The organism is Pseudomonas sp. 58 R 3 (assembly GCF_900006605.1).
Classification (GTDB): domain Bacteria; phylum Pseudomonadota; class Gammaproteobacteria; order Pseudomonadales; family Pseudomonadaceae; genus Aquipseudomonas; species Aquipseudomonas salomonii.
The window spans coordinates 54054-68224 of the sequence record NZ_CVTT01000065.1 but is presented as its reverse complement, the minus strand read 5'-3'; the positions used below and the strand labels follow the sequence as shown (position 1 = coordinate 68224).

Annotated in this window: 13 protein-coding genes and 1 tRNA gene; 11 read left to right on the top strand and 3 right to left on the bottom strand. The window is 61.9% G+C overall.

Annotated features, from left to right (window positions below; all coding sequences use genetic code 11):
* Positions 1 to 23 precede the first annotated feature (23 nt).
* Positions 24 to 2777 (bottom strand): response regulator, encoded by a 2754-nt coding sequence (locus BFP92_RS21400; protein WP_065930994.1) that lies wholly within the window; start codon positions 2775 to 2777, stop codon positions 24 to 26.
* A 230-nt stretch (positions 2778 to 3007) separates the two neighbouring features.
* Between BFP92_RS21400 and BFP92_RS21395 the strand changes: the two genes are divergently transcribed.
* Positions 3008 to 3733 carry a response regulator transcription factor gene (locus BFP92_RS21395; RefSeq protein WP_065930993.1) on the top strand — a complete coding sequence of 242 codons (726 nt, stop codon included), beginning with the start codon at positions 3008 to 3010 and terminating at the stop codon, positions 3731 to 3733.
* Entirely contained in the window at positions 3720 to 5078 is a 1359-nt protein-coding gene (locus tag BFP92_RS21390) for a sensor histidine kinase (RefSeq protein ID WP_065930992.1), read from the top strand. Before BFP92_RS21395 ends, BFP92_RS21390 begins: the two co-directional genes overlap by 14 nt.
* Before the next feature lie 3 nt (positions 5079 to 5081).
* Here the strand turns inward: BFP92_RS21390 and BFP92_RS21385 are convergent, their stop codons facing one another.
* Complete coding sequence (locus BFP92_RS21385; RefSeq protein ID WP_056861726.1) at positions 5082 to 5597, bottom strand: DUF2062 domain-containing protein; 516 nt, start codon at positions 5595 to 5597, stop codon at positions 5082 to 5084.
* Positions 5598 to 5731: 134 nt separating this feature from the next.
* Here BFP92_RS21385 and BFP92_RS21380 point away from each other — a divergent pair, with 134 nt between their 5' ends.
* The 8 genes from BFP92_RS21380 to murB all read left to right on the top strand — a co-directional run bounded on the left by BFP92_RS21380 (position 5732) and on the right by murB (position 12587).
* Positions 5732 to 7957, top strand: coding sequence for a DNA internalization-related competence protein ComEC/Rec2 (locus BFP92_RS21380; protein ID WP_065930991.1), 2226 nt, complete (start codon positions 5732 to 5734; stop codon positions 7955 to 7957).
* A gap of 109 nt (positions 7958 to 8066) precedes the next feature.
* Positions 8067 to 8702 (top strand): MotA/TolQ/ExbB proton channel family protein, encoded by a 636-nt coding sequence (locus BFP92_RS21375; RefSeq protein ID WP_016969293.1) that lies wholly within the window; start codon positions 8067 to 8069, stop codon positions 8700 to 8702.
* Positions 8699 to 9127 (top strand): ExbD/TolR family protein, encoded by a 429-nt coding sequence (locus BFP92_RS21370; RefSeq protein ID WP_065930990.1) that lies wholly within the window; start codon positions 8699 to 8701, stop codon positions 9125 to 9127. Before BFP92_RS21375 ends, BFP92_RS21370 begins: the two co-directional genes overlap by 4 nt.
* Complete coding sequence (gene lpxK, locus BFP92_RS21365; RefSeq protein WP_065930989.1) at positions 9127 to 10137, top strand: tetraacyldisaccharide 4'-kinase; 1011 nt, start codon at positions 9127 to 9129, stop codon at positions 10135 to 10137. Before BFP92_RS21370 ends, lpxK begins: the two co-directional genes overlap by 1 nt.
* 23 nt (positions 10138 to 10160) lie before the next feature.
* Positions 10161 to 10346, top strand: a complete 186-nt coding sequence (locus tag BFP92_RS21360; protein ID WP_003174668.1) for a Trm112 family protein — start codon at positions 10161 to 10163, stop codon at positions 10344 to 10346.
* Positions 10343 to 11107, top strand: coding sequence for a 3-deoxy-manno-octulosonate cytidylyltransferase (gene kdsB, locus BFP92_RS21355; RefSeq protein WP_058419882.1), 765 nt, complete (start codon positions 10343 to 10345; stop codon positions 11105 to 11107). Before BFP92_RS21360 ends, kdsB begins: the two co-directional genes overlap by 4 nt.
* Positions 11107 to 11571: a low molecular weight protein-tyrosine-phosphatase gene (locus tag BFP92_RS21350; RefSeq protein ID WP_065930988.1), complete on the top strand. Its 465-nt coding sequence runs from the start codon at positions 11107 to 11109 to the stop codon at positions 11569 to 11571. Before kdsB ends, BFP92_RS21350 begins: the two co-directional genes overlap by 1 nt.
* On the top strand, positions 11568 to 12587 hold the full coding sequence (gene murB, locus BFP92_RS21345) for a UDP-N-acetylmuramate dehydrogenase (protein WP_065930987.1): 1020 nt from the start codon (positions 11568 to 11570) through the stop codon (positions 12585 to 12587). The genes BFP92_RS21350 and murB overlap by 4 nt, the downstream gene beginning before the upstream one ends.
* A gap of 71 nt (positions 12588 to 12658) precedes the next feature.
* Here murB and BFP92_RS21340 read toward each other — a convergent pair whose 3' ends face one another.
* The gene (locus tag BFP92_RS21340) at positions 12659 to 13330 is read right to left on the bottom strand and encodes a Bax inhibitor-1/YccA family protein (RefSeq protein WP_058419884.1); all 672 of its coding nucleotides are present in this window, start codon (positions 13328 to 13330) and stop codon (positions 12659 to 12661) included.
* Between the two features lie 285 nt (positions 13331 to 13615).
* On the opposite strand from BFP92_RS21340, the gene BFP92_RS21335 reads away from it, so the two are divergent.
* A tRNA-Ser gene (locus BFP92_RS21335) sits at positions 13616 to 13703 on the top strand.
* Positions 13704 to 14171: the final 468 nt, after the last annotated feature.

The following is a 14171-nucleotide window of genomic DNA, read 5'->3' as shown; positions in this document are numbered from 1 at the left end:
GCCCGCACTCCAATAAATGGGATTCAGGCGCTGACCCGCGCTTCACTGGCCAGCCGCGCAATCGCCATGTCCAGTTCATCCAGCGCGGCAACGGCCTTGGCGTCGTCTTGCTTGAGCAAGGTTTCCGCGCGCTGGCAGGCGGCGCGCAATTGCGGCACGCCGCAGTAGCGGGTGGCGCCATGCAGGCGGTGCACGCGTTCGATCAGGGCATTGTTGTCTTTGGCTTCACGGGCGGCGGTGATCGCCAGGCGATCGGCTTCCAGCGAAGCCAGCAGCATCGCAAGCATGTCGGCGGCCAGGTCGGCTTTGTTGGCCGCCAGGCGCAGGCCTTCCTCATGATCGAGTACCAGCAGTTGCACGCCGGGTGCCAAACCGTCAGTCGCGCGCTCCGGTCCTTGATTGCGCAGGGCCAGGCCGGTCCACTTCAGCACCACTTGGGCCAACTGCCGCTCGCTGATGGGTTTGGTCAGGTAGTCGTCCATACCGCTTTGCAGCAGTGCGCGTTTTTCGTTGGCCATGGCGTGAGCGGTGAGCGCGACCACCGGCAGCGGCGTGCCGTGCCGCTCGCTTTCCCACTGGCGGATCGCCTCGGTGCTTTGGCGCCCGTCCATGCCGGGCATTTGTACGTCCATCAGCACCAGATCGAAGGTTTCCTGCTTTACCGCGTCGATGGCCGCGTAACCGCTTTCGACCGCATGCACCTTGGCGCCCATGTCTTCGAGCAACGTTTGCACCAGCAACAGGTTGGCCGGGTTGTCGTCCACGCAGAGTACGCGCGGTGCCCGGCTGGACAGCGGTTCGCCGGGTTCGCTGCGCAATGGGCGCGGGCTGATCAAATCGGCCAGTGCGCGGCGCAGTTTGCGCGTGCACGCAGGTTTGGCCTGCAACTGGCTGTTGGGGTTGGGCACCGATTGGTTGAACAGCATCTGTTCGGTGGTCGGGCACAGCACCAGCACCTTGCAGCCCAGGTGTTCCAGGTCCCATAGATGCTGGTTGAGGCGTTCGGGCGGAATATCATTGGCGGTGACCCCGAGCACCGCCAGGTCAATGGCCTGTTCGGTCTGGTGCGCGCTGGTGATGCCGTTGGTGAGGCTTTCCAGGGTATTGAACGGTGTCACTTGCAGGCCGCAATCTTCCAGTTGGTGTTGCAAGGCCTGGCGCGCCAGCTCGTGGTTTTCCAGCACGGCCACACGACGCCCGAGCAGCGGCGCGCAGGGCAGGTCTTCGGCGTCGTCGCGGGTCTTGGGCAGGCTCAGGCTGATCCAGAACTCCGAGCCTTCGCCCGGTGTGCTGTCGACGCCGATCTCGCCGCCCATCTGCTCGATCAGCCGTTTGGAAATCACCAGGCCCAGGCCGGTGCCGCCGGGTTGGCGCGACAGCGAGTTGTCGGCCTGGCTGAACGCCTGGAACAGCGCACGCACGTCCTGGTTCGACAGGCCTATGCCGGTGTCTTGCACACTGATGCGCAGTTGCACGCTGTCTTCCTGTTCGTCCTCGACCATCGCGCGGGCAACGATAGTGCCTTCGCGGGTGAACTTGATCGCATTGCTGATCAGGTTGGTGAGGATCTGCTTGAGCCGCAACGGGTCGCCCACCAGCGCCAGCGGCGTGTCGCGGTACACCAGGCTCACCAGCTCGAGCTGTTTGGCATGGGCGGCGGGGGCGAGGATGGTCAGGGTGTCTTGCAGCAGGTCGCGCAGGTTGAAGGGCACACTGTCGAGGACCAGCTTGCCGGCTTCGATTTTCGAGAAGTCGAGGATCTCGTTGATGATGCCCAGCAGGTTGTCGGCGGATTTTTCGATGGTGCCCAGGTAATCCAGCTGGCGCGGCGACAGCTCGCTTTTTTGCAGCAGGTGAGTGAAACCCAGGATGCCGTTGAGCGGCGTGCGGATTTCATGGCTCATGTTGGCCAGGAACTCCGACTTGATCCGGCTGGCCTCCAGGGCCTCCTTGCGCGCCAGGTCCAGCTCGATGTTCTGGATCTCGATGGTTTCCAGGTTCTGGCGCACGTCTTCGGTGGCCTGATCGATGCTGTGTTGCAGCTCTTCCTGGGCATTTTGCAGGGTTTCGGCCATGCGGTTGATGCCCGAGGCCAATTGGTCCAGTTCCTGGCTGCCCAAGGGTGGCAGGCGGGTTTCGAGGTTGCCGTCCTTGAGTTGGGCCACGGCTTGCTTGATCTGGCCGATGGGCGAGTTGATCGTGCGGCTGATGCGCAATGCCAGGGCAGCCGTGCAGATCAGGCCGATGGCGATCAGCAGCAGGCTGGCAAACAGGCTGCGATAACCGCGCAGCAACATGCCATTGTGCGACAGCTCCACTTCGACCCAACCCAGCAGGCGGTCGGACTCGTCAGGGATCAATTCGCCAGCGAGGTTGCGATGGCGGCCAAACACCGGCAGCAGGTAGCGCGTGGCGTCATTGCCGCTGCGCTGCAGCAGGTGCGAACTGTTGCCGACCGGCGCGAGGTTAAGCATGGTCGGGCCGGCGTGGGCCAGGGACGAGCGGTCCGGTGCGAGGAACGACACCGCGCGCACATCCGGCTGCTCCAGCGACTGGGTGGCGATGCGTTCGAGCAGGTCGGTGTTCTTGCTGCTCAACGCCGGGGCCACCAGCGGCGCCAACTGCTCGGCGATCATTTCGCCGCGTTGCAGCAATTGGGTCTGCAACTCCGACAGCTGCATCCAGGTGAAATAGCCCCCCAACAACAGGGCCATCAGGCTGGTCGGTAATAAGGTCAGCAACAGTACGCGGCCTTTTATCCCCATTCTTCTAAGCACGCCACTCTCCTGCTACCACACTGTTTTCGATGAGCTGCGCGGGCATCCGGCCCACGCCACCTGCGCAGTGTAGCCATTTGCGCGGTGTGGAACCTCGCAAATTAATGATCGGGTCAATCTCCGACGTTAATTTCCTAGCGCAATTTTTGCGCCATCGGCAGCCGGGTGGCGATTGCCTGTCACCGTTTAATCTTGAATAATCAGTCATTGAGAATGACTTGCAGACGCTAATGAATCCCGCAGTTGGCCTACCCAGTATCCTGACCATTGAAGACGACCCGGTATTGGGCGCCTATGTGCATGAGCACCTGGGCCGCTGCGGCTTCCAGGTCACCTGGTGCCAGAACGGCCAACAGGGCCTGCAGATGGCACGTGACCAGGCGTTCGACGTGGTGTTGATGGACATCCTGCTGCCGGGCATGGACGGTTTGTCGATTCTTACCCATTTGCGCCAGCACCATGCGACGCCGGTCATCCTCATGTCTGCGCTGGGCGCCGAAGCCGATCGCATCAGCGGTTTTCGCCTGGGCGCGGACGATTACCTGCCCAAGCCGTTCAGCATGGTCGAACTGCGCGTGCGCATCGAAGCCATCCTGCGCCGCGTGGCCCTGGACCGGCGGCCGTTGCCGCTGCGTTTACCGGCACGCGACGATGCACGCAGCCTGCGTTTTGACGATGAACTGTACGACGTGTTCTTTCAAGAACACTCGGCCGGGCTGACGCGCAGCGAGTACCGCCTGCTCGAGACCTTGCACCGTAGCGCCGATGAAGTGCTCAGCAAAGCCTTCCTTTACCAGCATGTGTTGCAGCGCGGTTATGCGCCCCACGACCGCAGCCTGGACATGCATATCAGCCAGATCCGCCGCAAACTCAAGGCCATCGGCTACGGCGAGCGCGAAGTGCGCACGGTGTGGGGCAAGGGTTATGTGCTGAGCGGTCATGATGAAGGGCTTTGAGCGGCTGCCCGGCCGGCACTCGTTATTCTGGAAGCTCGCCTGCCTGCTGATCGCCTTCTGTTTGCTGATGATCTGGCTCAGTTGGTCCTGGGGCCGCTACATGGAAGAGCAGAGCGCCTATGTGGCCGAGGAGTCCCGCGAGATTCTGCGCGGCTATGCCGCAGGCGCGGAATTGGCCTGGAGTACCCAGGGCAGTGCTGGCGTGGACGCCTGGTTGCAACTCATGGGCACGCGCGAATCCACCTGGATCGGGGTGATCGGCAACGACTTGCAGTCGCTGAGCAACATGCCGCTGAGCGACAAGGAAAGCCAGCGCCTGACCTTTCTGCGCGGGCTGGAGTGGCCGGTCAGCCGGCACGTCAAAGGCCTGCCCTGGGTGAAAATCCCATTCCCGGTCGACCCTGGCGCCGGCTCGCTGGTGATCGAGTTGCCCCAGCGCTTTATGCCGGGGCGCTATCAGGTGTTGTGGCGCGTGGTGACCAACGGCGTGATCCCCGGCCTGTTTACCTTGCTGCTGTGCGTGGGGCTTTATCGGCTGCTGATCATGCCTTTGAACCAGTTGCGCGAGCAGGCCAACGCCTGGCGCGCCGATCAATTGAATACGCGCATGTCCCGCGAGGCCACCAGCCGCCAGGATGAATTGGGGGAGCTGGGCCGCGCCTTCGACCACATGTCCGAGCGTTTGCAGGGCACGGTGGAGTTGCAGCAGCAGTTATTGCGGGACATGTCCCATGAATTGCGCACGCCGTTGAGCCGCTTGCGCGTGGCCTGTGACAGTGAGCAGGATCTAGCGCAGTTGCGCGAGCGCCTGGGCCGCGAGATCGACGCCATGCAGCGCCTGGTGGAAGACAGCCTGCAACTGGCCTGGCTGGACAGCGAGCGAACGCCGTTACCCGAGGAAGCCATCCAGCTTCTGGCCTTGTGGGACATGCTGCGGGAAAACGCCTGTTATGAAAGTGATTGGCCAGCAGCGCGTTTGCCGTGCCTGTTACCCGCCGACTGCTGGGTGCGCGGCAACCTGAATGCGCTGGCCCAGGCCCTGGAAAATATCCTGCGCAATGCCATCCGGCATTCGCCCGCCCAGGGGCGGGTGACACTGGATGGCTGCCGCGAGGGCGATGAGTGGCATATCTGGCTGCAAGACCAGGGCGGCGGTATTGATGAGCAGGACTTGGAACGTATCTTTGCGCCGTTCACCCGCCTCGAAGGCTCTCGGCCGGGTGATGGCGGTTTTGGTCTGGGCTTGAGCATCGCCCGCAATGCCGTACAGCGCCAGGGCGGGACGTTGTGGGCGCAAAACACCGCGCAGGGTTTGTGCGTGCACCTGCGGCTGCCGGCGCGCTAACCGTCAGCCACGTCGTTGTTTGCGCTTCTTCCACTGATGCGCGACCCACCAGCGCCAGTAGCCCATCGTCAGGCAATAGGCCAGCGCGGCCAATACCAACCCGCACACCACCGAACCCAACAGGAACGGCTGCCACAGCGTGCCCAGCTGGCTGCTGATCCACTCCCAGGTCAGGTTATCGGGCAGGCTGCGCGGCGGCGTGTTCATCAGCCACGCGCCGGTCAGGTAGGTGCAGAAGAACACCACCGGCATGGTGATTGGGTTGGTCAGCCATACCAGGCTCACAGCAATCGGCATATTGCCGCGCACGGCGATCGCCAGCACTGCCGCCAATAACATCTGCAATGGAATCGGAATAAACGCGGCGAACAGGCCCACTGCCATGGCGCGCGCGACGGAATGGCGGTTCAGGTGCCAGAGGTTGGGGTCATGCAGCAACGTGCCGAGAAATCGTAAGGACTTATGTTCCCGGATACTCGTGGGGTCGGGCATGTACCGTTTGAATAGGCGCCGGGGCATAAGGGGTCCAGGTCAGTTCGAGGGGCAAGTATGCCCGCATTCTATAAACAGAAAATTCAGACTTTGTGACAAAACATCAGAGGCCGCGGGAAGTATCCGACTAAGACTAGTGGATCACTGGAAAAGGATGATTCATGAGAACAGGGATGTTCGCGTTCGGAATGGGCTTATTGTCGCTGCGATTTTTACCCGCACTGCCAACTACCGCCTGGCTGCTGGCCATGCTGGTAATAGCCTTGATGCTGCTGCCGTTTCGTACTTATCCGCTGGCATTTTTGCTGTTGGGCGTGAGCTGGGCGTGCATGAGTGCGCAATGGGCGTTGGACGACCGGCTAAGGCCGGATTTGGACGGTCAGACTCGCTGGATTGAAGGGCGCGTCATCGGGTTACCGCAAACCACCGGCACCGGCGTGCGCTTCGAATTGACCGACAGCCGGTCACGCAAGGCCCGGCTGCCCAAGCGTATCCGGCTGTCCTGGCACGGCGGCCCGCCGGTTAACAGTGGCGAGCGCTGGCGGCTGGCGGTCACGCTCAAGCGGCCGGCAGGCCTGCTCAATTTCCAGGGGTTTGACTACGAGGCCTGGCTGCTGGCCCAGCGCATCGGCGCCACCGGTTCGGTGAAAGACGGCCAGCGCCTGGCGCCGGCTCGCCATGCCTGGCGTGACAGCGTCCGCCAACGCCTGCTGGCGGTGGATGCTCAGGGCCGCGAGGCGGGGCTGGCGGCCTTGGTGCTCGGCGACGGCTCGGGGTTGGCAACCGAGGATTGGCGGGTGTTGCAGGACACCGGCACGGTGCACCTGCTGGTGATTTCCGGCCAGCACATTGGCTTGCTGGCCGGTTTGATCTACGCGCTGGTGGCCGGGCTGGCGCGCTACGGCTGCTGGCCCCGCGCCTTGCCCTGGCTGCCATGGGCCTGCGGCCTGGCATTTACTGCCGCGCTGGGGTATGGCCTGCTGGCGGGTTTCGGTGTGCCGGTGCAACGGGCCTGCGTGATGGTCGGGTTGGTGCTGCTGTGGCGATTGCGGTTTCGCCACCTGGGTGTGTGGTGGCCGTTGTTACTGGCGTTCAATGCCGTGCTGGTGCTGGAACCGCTGGCCAGTTTGCAACCGGGGTTCTGGTTGTCGTTTGCCGCCGTGGCCGTGCTGGTGCTGGCGTTCAGCGGGCGTTTGGGCGCGTGGAGCGTCTGGCAGGCGTGGACCCGTCCCCAATGGCTGATCGCCATAGGTTTGTTTCCGGTGTTGCTGGTGCTGGGGTTGCCCATCAGCCTCAGCGCGCCGGTGGCCAATCTGTTTGCCGTGCCGTGGATCAGCCTGGTGGTGCTGCCGTTGGCACTGCTGGGCACCGCACTGTTGGCGGTGCCGTGGGTAGGGGAGGGCGTGTTGTGGTTGGCGGGTGGCGCATTGGATGGCCTGTTCACAGGCTTGGCGCTGCTGGCCGGGCTGCGCGCAGCGTGGGTGCCCGCCGACGTGCCTTTGGGTTATTGGTTGATCAGCGTCGCGGGCGCGGTGCTATTACTCTTGCCCAAAGGCGTGCCATTGCGGCTGCTCGGCTGGCCGATGCTGATGTTGGCGGTTTTTCCATCTAAGACCTTGGTTCCGCACGGGCAGGTGGAGGTGGTGCAATTGGATATCGGCCAGGGGCTGGCGGTGATCCTGCGCACGCGCCATCACGCCATGCTCTACGACGCAGGCCCGCGCTCGGGGGCGGTTGACCTGGGCGCGCGCGTGGTGCTGCCATCCCTGCAAAAGCTTGGGGTGGCGGCGTTGGATGCGATGGTCATCAGCCACGCCCACGCTGACCATGCCGGCGGTGCCGCAGCGGTTGCCCGTGTGCTGCCCGTCGGGCGGGTTATCGGCGGAGAGACCGAAGGGCTGACGGCCTCTCTCGCGGCCCAACCCTGTAACAGTGGCGAGCGCTGGGAGTGGGATGGCGTGTCATTCGAGTTGTGGCAATGGCCTGGCGCCACCAGCAGCAATCCGAAATCCTGCGTCTTGCAGGTACAGGCCCGTGGCGAGCGGCTGCTACTGACGGGCGATATTGATGAGGCGGCCGAAAACGCCTTTCTCGCTTCGCCCTTGGCGGTGCCGACCGATTGGCTGCAAGCGCCGCACCATGGCAGCCGCAGTTCCTCGTCCTGGGCGTTTTTACAGGAGCTTGCGCCCAAGTCGGTGCTGATTTCCCGTGGTCGTGGCAACGCCTTCGGGCATCCTCACCGTCAAGTGACGGCGCGTTACCAGGCGCTGGGCAGCCGCGTCTACGACAGCGCCGAGCAAGGTGCGGTGCGTGTGCAACTGGGCGGTTTCAGCGCACCGGTCGTTGCGCGCAGTCAACGGCGCTTCTGGCGCGAAGCGTTACCCTAATACAGGCTTACCAAACCGCCGGGCCTGCGACAGGCGGGCCTGGCGCCTGCGAACCACGCGGGTGAACCTATATGGTAAAGTGGCGCACTTTTTCGAGGGGACATTCACTGTGTGGGAATTGGTCAAATCCGGCGGCTGGATGATGTTGCCGATTATCTTGAGCTCCATCGCCGCACTCGGCATCGTTGCCGAACGTTTGTGGACCCTGCGCGCCAGTCGCATAACCCCCGAGCATCTGCTGGGGCAGGTGTGGGGCTGGATCAAGAACAAGCAGCTGGATAAAGAAAAACTCAAGGAGTTGCGCGCCAACTCGCCGCTGGGTGAAATCCTTGCAGCGGGCCTCGCCAATTCCAAACATGGTCGCGAGATCATGAAAGAATGCATCGAAGAGGCCGCTGCCCGCGTCATCCATGAAATGGAGCGCTATATCAATGCGCTCGGCACCATCGCAGCCATGGCGCCTTTGCTTGGCCTGCTGGGTACGGTGCTGGGCATGATCGACATTTTCAGCTCGTTCATGGGCTCGGGCATGACCACCAACGCCGCCGTCCTGGCCGGTGGTATTTCCAAGGCCTTGATCACCACGGCAGCGGGCCTGATGGTCGGTATTCCGTCGGTGTTTTTCCACCGCTTCCTGCAGCGTCGCATCGATGAACTGGTGGTCGGCATGGAACAGGAAGCCATCAAGCTGGTGGAAGTGGTGCAGGGCGATCGTGATGTCGATTTCGTTGAGGGCCGAGCGTGAAATTTCGCCGCAAGCAACGGGAGAATGTTGATATCAACCTGGCGTCGCTGATCGACGTGGTCTTTATCCTGCTACTGTTTTTTGTCGTGACGACCACCTTCACCCGCGAAACCCAGCTGCGGGTCGATTTACCCGAAGCAGTCAGTGGCTCACCGGCCGAAGACCAGCAAACCAAGCAGCTGGACATTGCGATCAGCGCCGACGGGGTGTTTTCGGTGAATAACCAATTGCTCGAAAAAAATGACCTTGCCAGCCTGATGGCCGCCCTGGAGAAAGAGTCCGGCGGCGATACCAACATACCGCTGTCCATCAGCGCTGACGGCAAAACCCAGCATCAAGCCGTGATCACCGCCATGGACGCCGCCGGCAAGCTGGGCTTCAGCCATCTGCGCATGACCACCGTCGAGGCGGCGAGCCCGCCCTGATGGCCATGTCCGATCGTTTGCTCAAGGCGTGGTACGAGGGCCATCCGGCACTCGCGCTGCTGCGGCCGCTGGAATCCTTGTACCGTCGTGTTGTGCAGCGCAAACGCGCGCGCTTCCTGGCGGGCGAGGGTGAGATTTATCAATCGCCGGTGCCTGTGGTGGTGGTGGGCAATATCACCGTTGGGGGCACGGGCAAGACGCCGTTGATCCTGTGGCTGATCGAACACTGCCGGCGCAGCGGCCTGCGGGTCGGCGTGGTCAGCCGCGGCTATGGAGCCAAGCCGCCGCAGTTGCCGTGGCGGGTCGAGGCCAGCCATAGCGCCGAAGTGGCGGGCGATGAGCCGTTGCTGATCGTTCAGCGCTGCGGCGTACCCCTGATGATCGATCCAGACCGCAGCCGCGCCGTCAAAGCCTTGCTGGCCAGTGAACCCCTTGACCTGATCCTTTCCGACGATGGCCTGCAGCATTACCGCCTGGCCCGCGACCTGGAACTGGTGCTGATCGATGCCGCCCGTGGCCTGGGCAACCGCCGCTGCTTGCCTGCCGGGCCTTTGCGCGAACCGGTGGAGCGCCTGCACAGTGTCGATGCGCTGTTGTACAACGGCGCCGGGGCCGATCGCGAGGACGGGTTTGCCTTTCGCCTGCAACCCACGGCGCTGATCAACCTGAAAACCGGGGAGCACCAATCGGTCGAGCATTTTGCCGCCGGCCAGCGGGTCCATGCCGTCGCGGGTATCGGTAACCCGCAACGTTTCTTCAATACCCTCGAAACGCTACACTGGCAGCCGATTCCCCATGCGTTTGCCGACCATGCGCCCTACAGCGCAGAGGTGTTGAATTTCACACCGTCATTGCCGTTGGTGATGACCGAAAAGGACGCGGTGAAGTGCCGCGCCTTTGCCCAGCCCGACTGGTGGTACCTTGCAGTGGATGCGCTGCCGTCACCGGCGTTTGTGGCCTGGTTCGACACGCAATTGATGCGCCTGCTGCCCGCCCGACTTTTGCCTTAAACCGCTTTTTCCAGGAAATACTCATGGACACCAAACTGCTCGACATCCTCGCTTGCCCAATCTGCAAAGGCCCGCTCAAGCTCAGCGCCGACAAAACCGAGTTGATCAGCAAGGGTGCCGGCCTGGCTTACCCGATCCGTGATGGCATCCCGGTAATGCTGGAAAGCGAGGCCCGTACCCTGACCACCGATGAGCGCCTGGATAAATGACCACCGCCTTTACCGTTGTCATTCCTTCGCGCTACGCCTCCACGCGCCTGCCGGGCAAGCCGCTGCAACTGATCGGCAACAAGCCGATGATCCAGCTGGTGTGGGAGCAGGCTTGCAAAAGCAGCGCCGAGCGCGTGGTGGTTGCCACCGATGACCCGCGCATCATCGAGGCCTGCAAAGGTTTCGGCGCCGAAGCGGTGCTGACCCGTGAAGACCACAATTCCGGCACCGACCGCCTGGCCGAAGTCGCCACGCAACTGGGGCTGGCGCCCGACGCGATTGTGGTCAATGTGCAAGGTGACGAACCCCTGATCCCGCCCTGCGTGATCGATCAGGTCGCCGCCAACCTGGCCGCCCATGGCGAAGCGCGCATGGCGACCCTGGCCGAACCGATCGAAGATATCGATACCCTGTTCAACCCGAACGTGGTCAAAGTGGTCAGCGATATCAATGGCCTTGCGCTGACCTTCAGCCGCTCGACCCTGCCGTGGGCGCGTGATGCGTTCGCCAAACAGCCCGACGTCTTGCCCGAGGGCGTGCCGTACCGTCGCCATATCGGCATCTATGCCTACCGCGCCGGTTTCCTGCATGACTTTGTCAGCTGGGGGCCGTGCTGGCTGGAAAATACCGAGTCCCTGGAGCAGCTGCGTGCCCTGTGGCACGGCGTGCGCATCCACGTGGGCGACGCGCTGGAAGCGCCGCCGGCCGGTGTCGACACCCAGGAAGACCTCGAGCGCGTCCGCCGCCTGCTGGGGGCCTGATGGAGGTTCTGTTCGTCTGCCTGGGCAATATCTGCCGCTCGCCCACCGCCGAAGGTGTGTTGCGCCATAAATTGCACGAAGCGGGGTTGGCCGGCCAGGTTGAAGTGGCGTCTGCCGGCACGGGTGACTGGCATGTCGGCAACCCGCCGGATCAGCGCAGCCAGCGCGCGGCGCTGGTACGCGGTTACGACCTGTCGGCCCAGCGTGCCCAGCAGGTTTCCCGTGCAGACTTTGCTCGATATGACCTGATCCTGGCCATGGACCACAGCAACCTGCGCAACCTCAAGGCGTTGCACCCAGGTCAAGGCAAGGCCGAGCTGGACTTGTTCCTGCGCCGCTATGACGCCGAAGTGGACGAAGTGCCAGACCCTTACTACGAAGGCGAGCAGGGCTTCGAGCGGGTCCTGGACCTGATCGAGCGGGCCTGTGATTTATTGGTGATCGAATTGAAGGGGCGGTTATGACCTTGCAGGTGCTTGCGCAGGTATCGCTCAAGCCATTCAACAGCTTCGGTATCGATGTGCGCGCCCAGTGGTTTGCCGAGGCTCGCAGCGACGCCGATGTGCGTGAAGCCCTGGCCTATGCGGCGGCGCAGTCATTACCGCTGTTGGTGGTCGGCGGTGGCAGCAACCTGCTGTTGACCCAGGATATCCAGGCGTTGGTGTTGCACATGGCCACCCAGGGCATTCGGGTGCTGCAGGATGATGGCGTGCACGTGGTGGTCGAGGCCGAAGCGGGCGAAGCCTGGCATCCTTTTGTACTGTGGACGTTGGAACACGGCTTCTGCGGCCTGGAAAACCTCAGCCTCATCCCCGGCACCGTCGGTGCAGCGCCGATGCAGAACATCGGCGCCTACGGCGTGGAGATCAAGGACGTGTTTGCCGGCCTCACCGCGCTGGATCGCCATACCGGCGAGCTGCGCGACTTCAGCCTGCAAGAATGCAACTTTGCCTACCGCGACAGCCTGTTCAAGCACGAAACCGGACGCTGGCTGATTCTGCGCGTGCGTTTTGCCTTGAGCCGCGCCAGCCACCTCAAGCTCGACTACGGCCCGGTGCAGCAGCGCCTGGCCGGGCAGGGCATCACTGAGGCGACGCCGAGCGATGTCAGCCGTGCCATTTGCAGCATTCGCCGCGAAAAACTGCCCGACCCGGCAGAACTGGGCAATGCCGGCAGCTTTTTCAAAAACCCACTGGTGTCCCAGGTGTTGGCGGCTGAGCTGAAAGCGCAGTATCCGGACCTGGTGGCCTACCCGCAGGCCGATGGGCAGATGAAGCTCGCCGCCGGCTGGTTGATCGATAAAGCCGGCTGGAAAGGCTTTCGCGATGGCGATGCCGGCGTGCATAAACTGCAGGCGCTGGTGCTGGTCAACTATGGCGCGGCCACCGGGCATGACATTGCCAACCTGGCGCTGCGCATCCAGCGTGATATTGCCGAGCGTTTCAAGGTCGATCTGGAAATGGAACCCAACCAGTACTGAGCGTCAGCAATCCTGTAAAACAAAAATGCCCCGTATCTTTCGATACGGGGCATTTTTTATTGCGTTAGCAATCAGTCATCGCGGCTCATGATGCCGAAGATCTGCAGCAGGCTGATGAACAGGTTGTAGATCGATACATACAGGCTGATGGTCGCCATGATGTAGTTGCGCTCACCGCCGTGGATGATGGCGCTGGTCTGGAACAGGATGCACACGGAGGAGAACAGCACGAAACCGGCGCTGATCGCCAACTGCAAGCCGCTGATCTGGAAGAACATGCCGGCAACCACTGCCGCCAGCAACACGAAGAAGCCTGCGGTAATGAAGCCACCCAGGAAGCTCATGTCCTTACGGCTGATCAGCACGTAGGCCGACAGACCACCAAATACAAGGGCAGTCATGGCAAATGCCGAACTGACCACTTCCGCACCGCCGGCCATGCCGAGGTAACGGTTGAGGATCGGGCCCAGGATAAAGCCCATGAAACCGGTCAGGGCAAACGCCGACACCAGGCCCCAGGCCGAGTCACGCAGCTTGTTGGTCAGAAAGAACAGACCGTAAAAACCGATCAACACGACAAAGATATTCGGGTAGCCGACGCGCATCTGCTGCGCCACATACGCCATTACGCCGCTGAACGCGAGGGTAAGGGCGAGCAAGCCGTAGGTGTTGCGCAACACGCGGCTGACTTCAAGCTGCTCAGCCTGCGCGTTACCATTCAGTGCGTAATTCTGTTCGCGCATGGCGACACTCCTTCAGTTTTGAAACATTCAGTCGCAAGGATCATAACAGACGCTCTGTAACAAGCCATGGCAAGAGTTTGACAGTGTGTTTCATTCGGGTATTATGGCGCCCGCTGACACGGGATGGGCTACTATAATCCTGTGATGCAAAAGGGAAATTGGCAGAGTGGTTGAATGCACCGGTCTTGAAAACCGGCGGACGTTAATAGCGTCTCCAGGGTTCTTATCTAAGGCTATCTCCAGTTGCACCTTGCAGTACCGCTTCATCGCGTCATCGGAATACACGGGAAATTGGCAGAGTGGTTGAATGCACCGGTCTTGAAAACCGGCGAACGTTAATAGCGTTCCCAGGGTTCGAATCCCTGGTTTCCCGCCGCGAACTCAACAAAATCAAGGGCTTAGGTTAATCCTAGGCCCTTTTTTTATGGCTTTTTGCACCGATCTCTCGTAAGGAGCTTCTCTCCCTTGCGACACCTTCATAAAGGCGCAACAACCTAGATGCGCCTTATGACGCGTGATCCGTTCTCAGAGAGAAAGATCCTAGCAATTGCAGCTTTCCGACGTCTCTCTGATATCCGCTCCCCTACATTCCTTGCGCACAGCGGTGACGGGTGGCGCCTACGATGTGCGCGCGCGTCCTCATCCTAATCCTTAGGAAATCATAAAAACTGCTCAGTCAGCGGATGTCTGAGATCTCTCATCGGGCATTCGCAAGCTAATCGTTTATAGGCGCGTGCCAATGTTGTGCGAACGTGATACCTCACCTGGCCGGGAAGGTCTGTGCTGCGAACCCTCCGAGTCTATAGCTCACCCTTGGTCATCATGATCGAAAGCTGGCTTG